Source organism: Microbispora sp. H10836 (genome assembly GCF_012999525.1).
Lineage (GTDB): Bacteria > Actinomycetota > Actinomycetes > Streptosporangiales > Streptosporangiaceae > Microbispora.
On sequence record NZ_JABBWU010000013.1, the window covers coordinates 16,179 to 30,777 of the forward strand.

General features: G+C 71.9%; 16 protein-coding genes and 1 tRNA gene. 7 read left to right on the plus strand and 10 right to left on the minus strand.

Annotation, left to right across the window (positions count from 1 at the left end; translation table 11 throughout):
• Window positions 1-282 precede the first annotated feature (282 nt).
• On the minus strand, window positions 283-1,227 hold the full coding sequence (locus tag HHX30_RS23405) for an aldose 1-epimerase family protein (protein ID WP_169984127.1): 945 nt from the start codon (window positions 1,225-1,227) through the stop codon (window positions 283-285).
• 155 nt (window positions 1,228-1,382) lie between these two features.
• Complete coding sequence (locus HHX30_RS23410) at window positions 1,383-1,619, minus strand: hypothetical protein (protein ID WP_169984128.1); 237 nt, start codon at window positions 1,617-1,619, stop codon at window positions 1,383-1,385.
• Window positions 1,620-1,978: 359 nt separating this feature from the next.
• Between HHX30_RS23410 and HHX30_RS23415 the strand changes: the two genes are divergently transcribed.
• Window positions 1,979-3,154, plus strand: coding sequence for a cytochrome P450 (locus tag HHX30_RS23415; RefSeq protein WP_169984129.1), 1,176 nt, complete (start codon window positions 1,979-1,981; stop codon window positions 3,152-3,154).
• 18 nt (window positions 3,155-3,172) lie between these two features.
• On the opposite strand, the gene nhaA is transcribed toward HHX30_RS23415, so the two are convergent.
• Window positions 3,173-4,516: a Na+/H+ antiporter NhaA gene (gene nhaA, locus HHX30_RS23420; protein ID WP_169984130.1), complete on the minus strand. Its 1,344-nt coding sequence runs from the start codon at window positions 4,514-4,516 to the stop codon at window positions 3,173-3,175.
• A gap of 205 nt (window positions 4,517-4,721) precedes the next feature.
• Here nhaA and HHX30_RS23425 point away from each other — a divergent pair, with 205 nt between their 5' ends.
• Window positions 4,722-5,183, plus strand: a complete 462-nt coding sequence (locus HHX30_RS23425) for a GNAT family N-acetyltransferase (protein ID WP_169984131.1) — start codon at window positions 4,722-4,724, stop codon at window positions 5,181-5,183.
• A 58-nt stretch (window positions 5,184-5,241) separates the two neighbouring features.
• Here the strand turns inward: HHX30_RS23425 and HHX30_RS23430 are convergent.
• The 6 genes from HHX30_RS23430 to HHX30_RS23455 all read right to left on the minus strand — a co-directional run bounded on the left by HHX30_RS23430 (window position 5,242) and on the right by HHX30_RS23455 (window position 9,600).
• A tRNA-Lys gene (locus tag HHX30_RS23430) sits at window positions 5,242-5,315 on the minus strand.
• 68 nt (window positions 5,316-5,383) lie between these two features.
• Complete coding sequence (locus tag HHX30_RS43370) at window positions 5,384-5,983, minus strand: hypothetical protein (protein WP_169984132.1); 600 nt, start codon at window positions 5,981-5,983, stop codon at window positions 5,384-5,386.
• Between the two features lie 1,127 nt (window positions 5,984-7,110).
• On the minus strand, window positions 7,111-7,497 hold the full coding sequence (locus HHX30_RS23440; protein WP_169984133.1) for an OsmC family protein: 387 nt from the start codon (window positions 7,495-7,497) through the stop codon (window positions 7,111-7,113).
• Window positions 7,498-7,501: 4 nt separating this feature from the next.
• Window positions 7,502-8,566, minus strand: coding sequence for a HAMP domain-containing sensor histidine kinase (locus HHX30_RS23445; protein WP_169984134.1), 1,065 nt, complete (start codon window positions 8,564-8,566; stop codon window positions 7,502-7,504).
• Window positions 8,563-9,264 (minus strand): response regulator transcription factor, encoded by a 702-nt coding sequence (locus HHX30_RS23450; RefSeq protein ID WP_169984135.1) that lies wholly within the window; start codon window positions 9,262-9,264, stop codon window positions 8,563-8,565. The genes HHX30_RS23445 and HHX30_RS23450 overlap by 4 nt, the downstream gene beginning before the upstream one ends.
• A gap of 60 nt (window positions 9,265-9,324) precedes the next feature.
• On the minus strand, window positions 9,325-9,600 hold the full coding sequence (locus HHX30_RS23455; RefSeq protein ID WP_169984136.1) for a hypothetical protein: 276 nt from the start codon (window positions 9,598-9,600) through the stop codon (window positions 9,325-9,327).
• A gap of 183 nt (window positions 9,601-9,783) precedes the next feature.
• On the opposite strand from HHX30_RS23455, the gene HHX30_RS23460 reads away from it, so the two are divergent.
• From HHX30_RS23460 to HHX30_RS23475, 4 genes are all read left to right on the plus strand, one after another.
• The gene (locus tag HHX30_RS23460; RefSeq protein ID WP_169984137.1) at window positions 9,784-10,155 is read left to right on the plus strand and encodes a phage holin family protein; all 372 of its coding nucleotides are present in this window, start codon (window positions 9,784-9,786) and stop codon (window positions 10,153-10,155) included.
• A 99-nt stretch (window positions 10,156-10,254) separates the two neighbouring features.
• Window positions 10,255-11,175, plus strand: coding sequence for an amidohydrolase family protein (locus HHX30_RS23465; protein ID WP_169984138.1), 921 nt, complete (start codon window positions 10,255-10,257; stop codon window positions 11,173-11,175).
• Window positions 11,175-11,714, plus strand: coding sequence for a cysteine dioxygenase family protein (locus HHX30_RS23470; RefSeq protein WP_169984139.1), 540 nt, complete (start codon window positions 11,175-11,177; stop codon window positions 11,712-11,714). Before HHX30_RS23465 ends, HHX30_RS23470 begins: the two co-directional genes overlap by 1 nt.
• A gap of 50 nt (window positions 11,715-11,764) precedes the next feature.
• Window positions 11,765-12,361, plus strand: a complete 597-nt coding sequence (locus HHX30_RS23475) for a Uma2 family endonuclease (protein ID WP_169984140.1) — start codon at window positions 11,765-11,767, stop codon at window positions 12,359-12,361.
• Here the strand turns inward: HHX30_RS23475 and HHX30_RS23480 are convergent, their stop codons facing one another.
• The gene (locus HHX30_RS23480; protein ID WP_169984141.1) at window positions 12,362-13,642 is read right to left on the minus strand and encodes an MFS transporter; all 1,281 of its coding nucleotides are present in this window, start codon (window positions 13,640-13,642) and stop codon (window positions 12,362-12,364) included.
• An 86-nt stretch (window positions 13,643-13,728) separates the two neighbouring features.
• On the opposite strand from HHX30_RS23480, the gene HHX30_RS23485 reads away from it, so the two are divergent.
• Window positions 13,729-14,514, plus strand: a complete 786-nt coding sequence (locus HHX30_RS23485; protein ID WP_169984142.1) for an IclR family transcriptional regulator — start codon at window positions 13,729-13,731, stop codon at window positions 14,512-14,514.
• The last annotated feature ends 85 nt before the right edge of the window (window positions 14,515-14,599 follow it).

Sequence of the window (14,599 nt, forward strand, 5' to 3'; positions counted from 1 at the left end):
GAAACAAGATTGTTTCCGGTCAATGCCCGATCCGTGATGGGCTCGAAGGAGAAGAACGCGGCGCGTCTCTCCTCCACCTCGCGTGTGAGCACGTCAGCGGCGCCACGTCCGGCGTCCCCGGCCCCTTCCCCGCGGCGGCGGGGCACCTCCGCCCGGGCGGTGTCGGCGTGAAAATAACTGAAATCCAGCCCGTCCCGGACTACCGATGCGGCAGGTCCGAATCGCGCTACATGTCCGCCGTGACCCGCAACAACCCTTTCGCGCACCTTCTGGCGTGCCCTCTCACGCCGCCGGCAGCGCGGCGATCCCCCAGCGGTGGGCGACCCGCTCCCCCGGCGCGAGGCGCACCAGGCACTCGCCGGTCGCGAAGGCGTTCGGCGGGCAGCTCATCGGCTCGACCGCCACTCCGGCCCGCCGGTACGGCTCGGCGAGCGTGTCCCCGGTGAAGACCTGGAGCCATTCGACACCGGGCCCGCCCCACAACTCCACGCCACGGGAGCCGTCGGCCGCCCGGAGCCGGGCCCGCACCAGCCCGTCGGCGTCGCGCCGCAGGACCGTGTAGGGGGTGTCGAGCACCGTGCCGCCGATGCGGCGTCCTTCGCGGAAGTCGTACTCCGTGCCCTCGACCGGGCGGCGGCCGACCGGGATCTTCTGCTCGTCCACGGGGGTCCACTCGGCCGCGGGCACCTCCAGCACGGCGTCGTCCACCGTCTCCTCGCCGAGGGTGAGGTAGGGGTGCGCGCCCATGCCGTACGGCGCGACACCGTCTCCCACGTTCACGGCCGACACCTCGACCTCCAGGCCCGCCTCGCCAAGCGCGTACGACGCCGTCAGGTCGAGCACGTGGGGATAGCCGAACTGGGGGAACAGCCGCAGCCCGAGCCGGATCGAGGCGTCCTCCCGGTCGAGGACCCTCCAGGGCATCAGCCGGGCGAAGCCGTGCGCGGCGTTGCCGGTCCTGGGCTCGGTGATCGCGAGCTGCCTGGTCTCGCCGTCGACGTCGTACCTGCCGTCGCGCACCCGGTTCGGCCAGGGGAGCAGCAACTGCCCGGCGCCGCCGACGGGCTGCGCCGCGGCGGGGTACGACATGACCAGCGGCCGGTCGCGGTACGTCAGGGCGCGCAGGCCGCCGCCCACCTCCGTGACGGTCGCCTCGTATCCGTGTGCGGCGACCGTGTGCTGTGTGCCGGTCGGGGGGACGGGTTCGCGGACCGCTGGTTCTGTCATGAGAGGGATTTTCCCATCCGTCCCACGACGCTCGCAGGGGGCCCGGCGGGGACTCCTCACCACGGGTGTGCGAGCTCTCCGGCGTATGAGCCCCGGCGGGTCTCCGGCCTAACGCCGAGGCGTGAGCCCGGCGGGCCGGGCCCACGTCCTGGGCGTCACGAGGAGAGCGGCTGGCCCGTCAGGCCGTCCTGCGCGGTGAGCAGCGCGCGCAGTTCCTCCGCGCTCTCGCCGCATGCGGTCATGATCAGGCCCCGGTCCATCTCGATCCGGGACAGCGACCTGGTCAGCCGGGTCGCGTACCAGCGGCCGGCGTCGCTCCTCCAGATCGACCAGCGACCGGCGTACTCGCTGCTCAGTTGTCTCCAGGCAGCGTCCTCCGCTGAGAACCGCACTCGTCACCACCTCCAGGCTCTGTGCCGGGAGACAACGATGTGCTCATCCGGACACGATTGGTAGTGAGAAGCGACCTCCCCCCTTCGGCGGCGCCGCCACCCCGGCCCCGACGAAGATCTCCCGCCGGATGCGGTGACTTCACCACCACTTGAGTCCCGTTCCTCCCGTACCACCCGTGTCATGCCGGGCACCGGAACCACACTGGCGTTCCCGGTCGGTCCCCTGGCCTGGCACGGCTGGCGGCGTGCGGCAAACGTCGCGTCTCCGATCACACCGGACATGGTTTTACTCCCTTGCCGGACAACGAGTCAGGGGAGAGATTCGAAAGGGCCGACATCGAGCGAAGGGAAGGTCACCCATGCCCGGACTCCCACGGCTGCCGTTCGACCGGCCGGACGTCCTGGAGATATCTCCCGGCTTCGGCGAACTGCGGAGCAGGGCGCCGATAACCAGGGTCACGACCGCGATGGGCGACGAGGCGTGGCTCGTCACCGGCTACGAGGAGATACGGCAGGTGTTCGGCGACGACAGGTTCGGCCGCTCCCACCCGGACCCGCCGAGCGCGGCCCGCCTGTCGAACAACGCCCTGCTCGGCGGCCCGACCGGCGACTACGCCACGGAGCGGTCCGTCCACACGCAGATGCGGCGCCTGCTCTCCCCCGCGTTCTCGGCCCGGCGCATGCGGAACCTGTCGGACCGGGTCGGGGCGCTGACCGGCCGCCTGCTCGACGGGCTCGCCGAGCAGGGCCCGCCCGCCGACCTGCACGCAGGCCTGTCGCTCCCGCTGCCGATCCAGGTGATCTGCGAGCTTCTCGGCGTGCCGTACGAGGACAGGGACAGGTTCCGGGCCATGGCCGAGGCGATGACCGACCTGCGCCACCCCGAGCGGTCCGCCGCCGCCCAGATGGAGATGAACACCTACACCTACGACATCGTGAAGGCGAAGCGGGACCACCCGGCCGAGGACGTCTACTCCGACCTCGCGAACGCCGCGCTGCCGGAGGACGACGTCGCCAGGATCGCGGGCGGCCTGCTGTTCGCCGGCCACGAGACCACGGTCAACCAGATCGACTACGGAGTGCTGCTGTTCCTGCGCGACCCCGCGCAGCGCGACGCGCTGCGAAGCTACCCCTCCCTCCTGGACGGCGCGGTCGAGGAGATCATGCGGGTCGCCTCGCCCAGCGAGCACGGGCTGGTGCGCTACGCGCACGAGGACGTCGAGGTCGCCGGGGTGCGGATCCGGGCGGGCGAGCTGGTCATGCTGTCCACCCCGGCGGCCAACAGGGACGAGCGCGTCTACCCCGACCCCGACAGCTTCGATATCCGGCGGCGCGATCCCCTGCCGCACGTCGGGTTCGGCCACGGGCCGCACCACTGTCTCGGGGCGTCCCTGGCGCGGGTCGAGCTGCGCGCGGTCTTCGGCTCCCTCTTCGCGCGCTTCCCCACCCTCGCGCTCGCCGTGCCGTACGAGGAGCTCAGGGCGCACACCGACAGGCTGGCCGGAGGGTTCGACACGCTGCCCGTCATGTGGTGAGGGACGCCGGGCGCGGTGTCACTCGCCGTACGGAGCCCGGTCGCCGGTGGCTACGGCCCCGGCACGCCCGGCCCCGGCGGTCTCGGATCCGGCGGCCTCGGATCCGGCGGTCTCGGCCTCGGCGAGCCGCCGGTACGCACGGTCGCGCAGCCGGAGCACCACCGTCGCCAGCAGCGCCGCGACCAGCGAGCCGGCCAGCACCGCCAGCTTGACCTGGGCGTCGCGGGGCGTGCCCGGGCCGAACGCCAGCTCGCCGATGAGCAGGGACACCGTGAACCCGATGCCGGACAGGATCGCCAGCCCGCCGACGTCCACCCACGCCAGTCCTTCGTCGATGTCGGCACGGGTGAAGCGGGCGGTCAGCCAGGTGGCCGCCATGATCCCCAGCGGCTTGCCCACGACGAGCCCGGCGATGACACCCAGCGGCACCGGGTCGGTGAGCAGGTTCGTCACCCCGCCCAGCCCCCCGAGCGGCACCCCCGCGGACAGGAACGCGAACAGCGGCACGGCCACCCCGGCCGAGATGGGGCGGAACCGGTGCTCGAAGTGCTCGGCGAGCCCCGGTCCCGCCTCCGGGCCGCCCGCCTTCTCACTGCGCAGGACGGGCACGGCGAAGCCGAGCAGCACGCCGGCCACCGTGGCGTGCACGCCCGAGGCGTGGACCAGCCCCCAGGTCAGGCCGGCCAGTGGGAGCAGCAGCCACCACGAGCGCACCCGCCGCTGCACCAGCACGGTGAAGACGCCGAGCGGCGCCAGCGCCGCCAGCAGGGGCACCACCGACAGGTGCGACGTGTAGAACACCGCGATGATCACGATCGCCAGCAGGTCGTCCACGACGGCCAGGGTGAGCAGGAACGTGCGCAGCGCGGCCGGCAGGCGCCGCCCCACCACGGCGAGCACCGCCAGAGCGAACGCGATGTCGGTGGCCGTCGGGGTCGCCCATCCCCGCATCGCACCGTCGTCGAGGAGTCCGTTGACCAGCAGATAGAGCAGAGCCGGGACGATCACACCGCCGACGGCCGCCGCGACCGGAACGACGGCCCTCCGGGGATCGCGCAGGTCCCCCGCCACGAACTCGCGCTTGAGCTCCAGACCGGCGACGAAGAAGAAAACCGCCAGCAGCCCGTCCGAGGCCCACTTGGCGAGGCTGAGGTCCAGGTGCCACCCGGCCGGACCGACCGTGACCGACCGTAGCCCCGCGTACGCCTCCGACCAGGGCGAGTTGGCCCAGACGAGGGCCGCGACGGCGGCGAACAGGAGCAGTGCGCCGCCGATCGTCTCCTTGCGGAGGATGTCGGCGATGCGGCGGGTCTCGGCCCGGGAAGTGGGACCGAGGAGGGACAGTCGGCGGGGAGAGGCCATGGGCGCTCCGTTTCCGGGCTCGGTTTCGACGACCGCCGACCAGACTTCCCGGCACTCCGCGTCCATTCTATGGCGTATCGACCGGATCCTTGCCCGCTGCACGTTTCCCCCCAACACCTTCGGCAGCGCCGCCGGCACCGGAAGGCGCGCGGCGGCGGCCTAGAGTGCGGGACAGTGCTGTCGACCCCGTTGGATGAGCGAACAGATGAGAATCGTCGAAGACGACCTGTCCGGCCCGCAGATCGCCGACTTCCTCCTGGAACACGTCCGGGAGATGAGGTCGATCACCCCCCTGGAGAGCAAGCACGCCCTCGATCTCGACGGTCTCCGCGTGCCCGAGATCAGGTTCTGGTCGGTGCTGGACGGCGCCGCCGTCGTCGGCTGCGGTGCGATCAAGAGGCTGGACGCCGATCACGCCGAGCTGAAGTCGATGCGGACCGCCGCGGCGCGCAAACGCAGCGGGATCGCCTCCCTGCTGTTGCGGCACATCCTCACCGAGGCCGAGCGGCTGGGCTTCGCCCGCCTGAGCCTGGAGACCGGCTCGGCCGACTTCTTCCTGCCCGCCAGACGGCTGTACGAGAAGTTCGGGTTCGAATACTGCGAGCCCTTCGCCGACTATCGGCCCGACCCCAACAGCGTGTTCATGACCAGGCTTCTGCGGGGATGAGACGACCGACGAACAGCGAAAGCCCAGGGCGGCTGTGCCGACCTGGGCTTTCGTTTTGTGCGCCGCCAGGGACTCGAACCCCGGACCCGCTGATTAAGAGTCAGCTGCTCTAACCAACTGAGCTAGCGGCGCCTGCGATGCCCGTAACCTTAGCAGTCCCGCGAAGGTCGCGCACATCGCCACGTGATCGGATTTCGGGGTCAGCTCCGCCAGGCGCCGCTGGAGAACGGCATCGGCTCGCCGCGCGTACCCGGTCCGTTGCCCCACTTGGTGACGACGTACTGGATCGGGATGTGACCGAGGTCACCGTTGACGGTCAGCGTGTCCTCGTTCCAGCTGGTGCCGGTCAGCTCGGCGAAGGTCTTGCCGTCGATGTCCAGCATGATGCCGCTGTCCGACGGGACGCCCGGGCCGCGGTCGCCGATGAAGAACTTGGCCTTCTTGCCCTTGTAGAAGACGTAGCCCTCGGTGCCGAGCGGCCAGCTCGGGCTGGCGAACATGCCCTTCTGCATGGGCTTGCCGATGGCGGGTAGGCCCGTGTCGCCCTGGCGGCCCGAGGAGTCGTCCCAGAAGTACGAGCCGGTGGTGCTGCCCTGGAGCAGGACCTCCTCATGCGCGGGGATGGCGAAGGCGAGCTCGCGCGCCGGGGCGGCGGCGGAGAAGTGGGCGGCCTCGTTGACCGGCTGCTCGACGGGTGCGGGCGCGGCGGCCACAAGGGACGCGGTGACGGCCGCCACACCGGCGAGCGCGGCCGCGGCGTTGAGGCGTCGGTTGCCACGCAGGTCAAACAGAGTCTTCATCAGGGCTGGGGATCTTTCGTTGAGACGACAGAGGATGGCCATGCGTCATCTAGGGACCTGCGAACGGCAGACCGCGAAGACGGGCCACGTGTCCGGGTACGAGAGGTCGTTCACCCGGAGGCGTGTGCGCGGAAGCTATGGCGATCGGCCGGAAGGCCGTCGTGGGTCAGACGTGTGATCCGAAATGCCTTGGCTCAGAGGTCGATGTGGGGTCACCCACGGTGATCTCCTCTCCAAGTCCAAACCAGCCACCGGTTGGCGGCAAACAGGACACTACAGGACGAGTCAGGACGGAGCAAAGTAAAAGCCGCATAACTCCCAGAAGATCTACCCATGGTCCTGTTTATCCCAAGCCGGACCGTGGTGGGCCCCTCTGCCCGCGGTGATGCCGACGCTGCGTGACCGGGCGCCCGATCCGCGCGAGGCAAAATCGGAAGGCCTTACGGCAAGAGAACACAAAGGAAATCACCGGGAACGACGCGGGAAAGCATTCCGCCGCAAAAGCGCGGACGCCCGGCGAGACGAAGCCTCCCGGGTTTACGAATGCAAAGGGTCTTTCCCTGCCGTGGAGACGCCCTCATGGGGGCGATAGGCCGACGGAGGGGCGGGCGGGCGGGAATCAAGGCGGGGCCGGCAGGCGGGAATCAAGGTGGAGCCGGCGGCCGGGGGAAGCGGACGGCCAGGTGAAGGGGGTACGCCGGACGCGGTCCGCGGCGGTCGGGGCACCACCCGGCGGGATGTGCCCGGGCGGCCGGGACTCCCAGGGCGGCCGGGGCTCCCAGGGCGGCCGGCGTGGCTTCGGCGGCCGGGCAGACCCCGCGCGAGGCGACCGGCACCCAGACCGTGGCGGGGGGAGAACGGGTGAAGGACCCTGGAAATGCCGGAGCCGGGCAGTCCCCCAACTGCCCGGCTCCGGATCAAAGCGGTTCCGCCAGGAATGCCCTCCCCAAAGGCACCGGCGGGTCCCCCGCTTTCCGGACGCGGTTCCCCCATCCGCGTCCTTTATCAAGAAAGTCTGTCGGCCTCTCCCGAGGACCTGCTTCAACATTACAAGGGGCCCTGTCATGAAGTCGTCATCGGCAGGTTGATTTCCGGCCTACATCCGGGCGGCCCCCCGCCCGGCCGTGCTAACTCCCGAGGTCCAGCCGGACCTCGGTGCCCTTCTGCAGCGACCGGCTCACCGTGCAGTGACGCTCGTGCACCCGCTCGGCGACGGCCTCGAAGACCTCGCCGGAGTCCTCCGAGGGCAGCTCCACGTCGTACGTCACCGTGACCGAGCGCAGGAGGGTCGGGCTCTCCTTCTCGGCGGAGACCTCGACGGCCAGCCGTACGAGCCGGTGGCCCCGCTTGGCGGTGAGCGGCTCGACCGTCATGACGTTGCATCCGCCGACGGCGGCCAGCAGCAGCTCCACCGGGCTGAACAGGCCGTCACCCGTGCCCATCTCGATCTCGGCGCCACGCTCGTTGCGGGCGACGAACCCGTCCTCGGTCCGCTCGACGCGTACAGAGCCCATGACATCACCCTACTGGCAGGGCCAGACGGACGAGCGTGCCGCCGCCGGGGGCGGCGCTGGCCGACACACTTCCGCCGTGGCTGTCCACCACCTGGCCCACGATGGCCAGGCCGAGCCCCGATCCGGGCAGCGCCCGCGCCGAGGGCGCGCGGTAGAAGCGGTCGAAGACGTGCGGCAGGTCGTCGGCGGAGATGCCGGGGCCGTGGTCGCGCACCGTCAGCACGCCGCCCCGCAGCGACACCTCGACCAGGCCACCGGCCGGGCTGTACTTGGCCGCGTTGTCGAGCAGGTTGGCGACGGCGCGGGCGAGCCGGTCGGGCACGCCCCGCACCACCATCGGCTCCACCGAGACGGAGTACGCGGTCGACGGCCAGTGCCGGGCCGCCCGGGCGACCTCCCGCTCCACGAGCTCGTCGAGGCGCACGCTCTCCACCAGCACGGCGGGCTCCTCGTCGCGGGCCAGCTCGACCACGTCGGAGACGAGCGCCGTCAACTCCTCCAGGCCGCTCACCACGGCCCGGCTCACCTCGTCGTGGACCTCCTGCGGCAGGTCTCCCCTCATCAGCAGCTCGACGTTGGTCCGCAGGGCGGTGAGCGGGGTGCGCAACTCGTGGGACGCGTCGGCGACGAGGCGCTTTTGCGACTTGGCGGAGCGTTCCAGGGCGTCGAGCATCGCGTTGAAGCTGCACGCCAGGCTGCTCAGCTCGTCGTCTCCCGCCACGTCGATCCGGGTGGTCAGGTCACGGGTGGTGGCCACCCGTCCGGCGGCGTCCTTGAGCGCGTTGACCGGCCGCAGCGCCGCCCGGGCGGCCAGCCAGCCGAGCGCCCCGGAGAGCACCAGGCCGCCGAGCGCCACGACGACGAAGGGCCAGCCCAGGTCGTCCACGTCGGCGAGGGCGGCCAGCACGCCGTTGGGGGGCCGGTCGCCGTACCTCTCGTACGTCCCGTAGTGGTCCATCGCCCACTCCACCCGGCGGCAGGTGATGACGTAGGCGGCCACGATCACGACGATCACGCTCACCGCGCCGGCCAGCGCGGAGGCCATCGCGAGCCGCCAGCGGAGCTTCACGGCTCCTCCCCGGCGAGAGAGGCGGCGGGCTCCCTGAGCGCGTAGCCGAGGCCGTGGACCGTGTGGATGAGCCGCGGCTCGCCCCCCGCCTCGGTCTTCTTACGCAGATAGCCGATGTAGACCTCCAGCGGGTTGGACCCGGGCCGGAAGCCGTAGCCCCAGATGCGTTCCAGGATGACCTGCCGGGTCAGCACCTGGCCGCCGTTGCGGATCAGCAGGTCGAGCAGGGCGTATTCGGTCCTCGTCAGGTCGATGAGCCGGCGGCCGCGCCGGGCCTGCCTGCTGTCGGGCAGCAGGACCAGGTCGGCGAAGCCCGCCTCCGGGGGCGGCGCGGCGCGGCGGAGCAGGGCGCGCACCCGGGCGAACAGCTCCTCCAGCGCGAACGGCTTCACCAGGTAGTCGTCGGCGCCCGCGTCCAGGCCGGCCACCTTGTCGCCGATGCCGTCCAGGGCCGTCAGCATGAGCACGGGCAGCCGGTTGCCGTCGCCGCGCAGCGCACGGCAGACCTCGATCCCGTCCATGCCCGGCATGAGCACGTCGAGCACCACGAGGTCGGGCGCGACGCCGTCGATGGCGTCGAGGGCGTCCACGCCGTCCCCGGCGGTCGCCACGCCGTATCCCTCCACGCGCAGCGCCCGCGCGATCGCGTCGCGGACCTCGGGTTCGTCGTCGACGACGAGCACCTGTGTCTTGACCACGCCGCCATTGTGACGTGCGGAGATGAGAGCTTGCTGAGCGCTCCCGGGGACGGGACGCGCTCAGGCGTCGGGATGTTTGGACAGATAGTCGACGTAGACCGGCCGGAGCGCGTCGCCGAGTTCGCCCTCGCCCGCCCCGATCGCGTCGCTGAGCAGCGCCGAGACCCTGCTGAGGTCGTTCGCGGTCTCGCCGGTGTTGCCGCTGGCGGCCTCGGCCGCCGGGATGACCTTCAGCAGTTCCCACAGGAAGCCCAGGTCGCCGTGCCGTACGGCGTAGCGCACGGCGCGGTCGTGCAGCTCCTTCGCGGGGAGCGACTCGAGCTCTTCCACGTCCATTCGATCTCACCCCCAACTCGTGGGTTTCCCCCAGGTTTGCCCCTTATACCCCCGCCACGGGAGAAAGACCGCCGGAAGCGGACGAGCTTTTTGCCGCCCCACCCGGCCTTCGGCGCGAGTCCGCCCCGCATCGGCCACACGGGAGCCGCGCACTCTTTGCCGTGCCATGGAAGGATTCTTGAGGTGAAGGTCATACTCAAGATCATCGTGGTGGCCGCGGCCCTGTGGGCGTCCACCAAGCTGGTGGACGGCATCACCGTCAGCGCCGGCTCCACGGCCAGGCAGATCGGCACCCTCCTCGCGGTCGCGCTGATCTTCGGCCTCGTGAACGCCGTCATCAAGCCGGTCATCAAGACGATCGGCTGCGCGTTCTACGTGCTCACGCTCGGGTTGTTCGCCCTGGTGGTGAACGCCGCCCTGCTGCTGTTCACGAGCTGGCTCGCCGAGCAGCTCGACCTCCCCTTCCACGTCGACGGGTTCATGGCCGCCTTCTGGGGCGCCATCGTCGTCGGCGTGATCAGCTGGCTCCTCAACATGATCCTCGGCGACGACTGACCGGCTCCGGGGCGGGTCGCGATCCGCCCCGGGGTCACACCCGGCCGATAATCATGTATTCTGAGTAGGGAATTAGGACTTCTCGGAGGGGCCGGGCCGATGAGCGTGGACGTGCACCAGCACCTGTGGACGCCGTCCCTCGTCGACGCGCTGCGCCGCCGCACCCGCCCGCCGTTCCTGGACGGATGGACGCTCGTCCTCGACGGCGAGCCGCCGTACGAAGCGGACCCGGCCGACCACGACGTGGAGATCCGGCGTAAGCGCAACGCCCACCTCGACCTCGCCCTCGTCTCCCTGTCGAGCCCGCTCGGCATCGAGCATCTGCCTCCGGAGGAGGCGTGGCCGCTCATCGACGCCTACCACGCCGACGCCCGCGCGCTGCCCGCGCCGTTCGGCGCCTGGGCCGCCGCCCCGGTGACCGACCCCGACCCCGTACGGCTCGCGCACGTCCTCGACCACGCCCCCGGCCAGGCCCCCGGCCGAGGCCTGGCCGGGCTGCAGCTTCCGGCGACCGCGCTCGGCGACGCCCGGGGACTGGCCCTGGCCGCCCCGCTGCTCGACGTGCTGGAGGAGCGCGGCCTGCCGCTGTTCGTCCACCCGGGCCCCGCCGCGGCCCCGGGCCCCGCGTGGTGGGCCGCCGTCGTGCCGTACGTGCAGCAGATGCACGCCGCCTGGTACGCGTTCGAGGCGTTCGGCCGGCCCCGGCATCCCCGCTTGAAGGTGTGCTTCGCGCTGCTGGCCGGGCTGGCCCCGCTGCACAGGGAGCGTCAGTTGAGCCGGGGCGCCGCCGGGCGCGGCCTGGTGGACCCCGGCCTGTTCCTCGAGACGTCGTCCTACGGCCCCCGGGCCGCCGACGCGGTGATCCGCGAACTCGGGATCGACGTCCTCGTCGCCGGAAGCGACCAGCCGTACGCCGAGTCGGTCTGGCCGGACCCCGGCGACCCCGCACAACGAGCCATCGATCACGCCGTCCGCGTGGCCAATCCCGGCCGCCTGCTGTCCCGGAAGGAGTCGCCGTAATGAGCACGCCCACGATCCAGGAAGGCGCGCTGTGTGCCTCCTTCGCCGACCTGCCCGCACGCACGCTCGACCGCCGCGAACTGCTCGCCCTGGTGGAGGACCTGGCCGGGCGGCCCGAGCTGTGGCGTCACCACCTCGGCTTCGAGGGCGCGGAGGACGGGGGACGCCACTACGTCTCCCTGCACCGGGACTCGTACGTGGACGTGTGGCTGCTGTGCTGGCGCCCCGGGGACGACACCGGCTGGCACGACCACGACGTCTCCTCCGGCGCGGTCCGCGTCGTGGCCGGTGAGCTGAAGGAGTGCAACCCGCGCATCGGCGGCGCCCACCTGGAGACGCAGGTCGTGGCGGGCGACGCCTTCTCCTTCGGGCCCGACCACATCCACCGGCTGACCGGCGAGGCGCCCGGCTCGGTCTCGATCCACGCGTACTCCCCACCCCTGTGGCGGATGGGGCAGTACTCCATCACCGAGGACGGGACCATGCGCCGCCTTTCGGTCGGATACGCGGACGAATTGCGCCCGCTCGACCCGGCTTAGGGCAGTGCGAGTAGTTCGGTCATCACGCACCGTGACGCTAGTCTGCTGCTATGACCAGCGTGCTCGATGACTGGCTGCAGCCTCGTCCGGGAGACGGGGCCGGGGGCGTCCCCGATCGGCTCTCCCCGCCCCGTCCCGCCGTCGGCGAGCAGCGGGACGGCGGGGACGACAGCCTCGACGCCGGCCTCATCTCCACCGGCCCCCAGACACGGTTCCGCGAACGCGTGGCCTACGGCCTGCGCACGGCGCTGAACGCGCAGGCGCCGGGCGACCTGGTGGCGGTCAGCCGGATGGACGTCCTGCTGGAGCCGGAGCGGCGTGCCCGCCCCGACGTGTCCCTGGTGGACGACCTCGCCGCCTCCGACGACCGGAGGACCTGCTACCTCGCCGAGGAGGTGGGGCTGGTCATCGAGATCGCGGGCCCCGACTCGGCCGTCCCCGACCGCGACGTGCTGCCACGGCACTACGCGGCGGCCGGCATCCCGCACTTCTGGCGGGTCGAGAGCACCGGCTGGCGGCCGTTCGTCTACTCCTACGAACTCGACGCCGGCGGAGCCGGTTACCAGGTGACCGGCGTCCACCACACCCGGCTCACGGTCGGCACTCCGTTCCCCATCGAGATCGACCTCGAACGGCTGCCGCGCTGACTACGTCCGCGCCGGGCGGGCGGCGAGCATCCCCGACACCAGTTGGAGGCCGCAGGCGCCCAGCCCGGCGAGCAGGGGCACGGTCCAGCCGCCGGACAGCTCGTGGAGCAGGCCGAACGCGAGCGGCCCGATCGCGGCCAGCAGGTAACCGCTCGACTGGGCGACCGCCGACAGCGCGGTCACCGAGGCCGGATCCGGCGCCCGCAGCGTGATGATCAGCAGGGCGAGCGCGATCGAGGCCCCCTGGCCGAGCCCGAGGACGATCATCCACAGCCACGGCGTGACGGTGGGCGCGAGCAGCACCCCCAGATATCCGCCGACGGTCAGCAGCACGGCCACGACCACGTGCGGCGTCTGGGATCGGGCCCGGCCCGCGTGCAGGGGGACGACCAGCGCCGCGGCGATCTGCATGAGGTTCGTCAGGCCCAGCAGATATCCCGCCTCGTCTGCGGGCAGGCCGGCGGCCTGGAACACGGTCGGCAGCCAGGCCAGCAGGACGTAGAAGGTCAGCGACTGCAGTCCCATGAACGCCATGACCGGCCACGTCGCCGGCGCGCGGAGCAGGGTCGCGTACGGCCGGTGGCCGGGGTCGCCGGGCCGGGGACGGCGGGCCCCGCGCGCCTCCGGGGACGACGGCTGCTCCGGGCCCGCCACCGATCGCGCCGCCTCGGCCGGGGAGACCTCCGGCTGGGCCGCCTTCGTCCGGGCCTGTGCCGCCGGAAGCGACGCCGCCCTGGTCAGCGCCACGCGCCACAGGGCCGCCGCCAGCAGCGCGAGCAGGGCCGCCGACCCCGCCGCGACCCGCCAGCCGACCTGCTCCGCCAGCGGGACCATCGCCGCCGAGGCCGTCGCGGCCCCGCCCACCATGACCGAGACGTACAGGCCGGTGAAGAGCCCGACCCTGTCCGGGAAGTGCTGTTTGACGAGGCCCGGCATGACGACGTTCATGACGGCGATGGCCGTGCCGGCCAGGGCCGCGCCGCAGTACAACGCGGGCACGCCGTCCGCGCTGCGCAGCGCGACGCCGGCGGCCAGGACGAGCAGCCCGGCCAGCAGCGTGCGGTCCAGCCCGATGCGGGTGGCCAGCGCGGGCGCGACCGGGGCGAGCAGGCCGAGGCACGCCACCATCACCGTGGTGATGGCGCCGCCACCGGCGGGGCTGAGGCCGAGGTCCCGCATGATGGCCGGGAGGAGCGGTGACACGCCCGCGAGAGCGGGCCTCAGGTTGAGCGCCGCCAGGACGAACCCGGCGATGAGCAGCGCATCTCCCCGATGAACCATGATCCCTCTCGTCACCCGCCAAACCCTACCGGCGCGGTGTCCCGAGCCCCGTCCGGCGCTAGGGTTCGGTCGGGAGGTGGGCGGCCATGGCGGAGGAGCACGTCCAGTCGCTGGCCCGGGGCCTGGCGGTGATCCGGGCGTTCGACGCGACGAGCCCGGAGCTGACGCTCAGCGAGGTGGCCCGCAAGACCGGTCTCACCCGCGCCGCGGCGCGCAGGTTCCTGCTGACGCTCGCCGGCCTGGGCTACGTGCGGACCGACGGGCGGCTTTTCGCCCTGTCGCCCCGGGTCCTGGAGCTGGGCTACGCCTACCTGTCGAGCCTGTCCCTGCCCGAGGTCGCTCTGCCGCACCTGGAGCGGCTCGCCGCCGAGGTGCACGAGTCGGCGTCGGTCTCGGTGCTGGACGACACCGAGATCGTCTACGTGGCCCGCGTGCCGACGGCCCGGATCATGCGCGTGACGATCGCGATCGGGACCCGCTTCCCGGCGTACTGCACCTCGATGGGCAGGGTGCTGCTCGCGGGGCTGTCCCCGGAGGACCTCGACGCCTACCTCGCCCGCGCCGACCTGCGGCGGCTGACCCCCCACACCGCCACGTCGCCGGTGGCCCTGCGCACCGCGCTCGACGAGGTACGGGCCCAGGGCTGGGCCATGGTGGACCAGGAACTGGAGGAGGGGCTGCGGTCGATCGCCGCGCCGATCAGGGGCCGCGACGGCCGGGTGGCGGCGGCGGTCAACGTCTCCTCGCACGCCAGCCGCACCACGCCGGAGTCCGCGCGACGCGACCTGCTGCCCCCGCTGCTCGCCACGGCCGCCGGGATCGAGGCCGACCTGCGCGCCACCGGGGGCGCGAGCCGCGCGGACCTCCCCTGACGCACCCCCACATCCCCACAAAAACGACCATCTCCCACCATGGAACTGACAACGTTGTCTACGGCGCTGAAATGGGAGATGATCC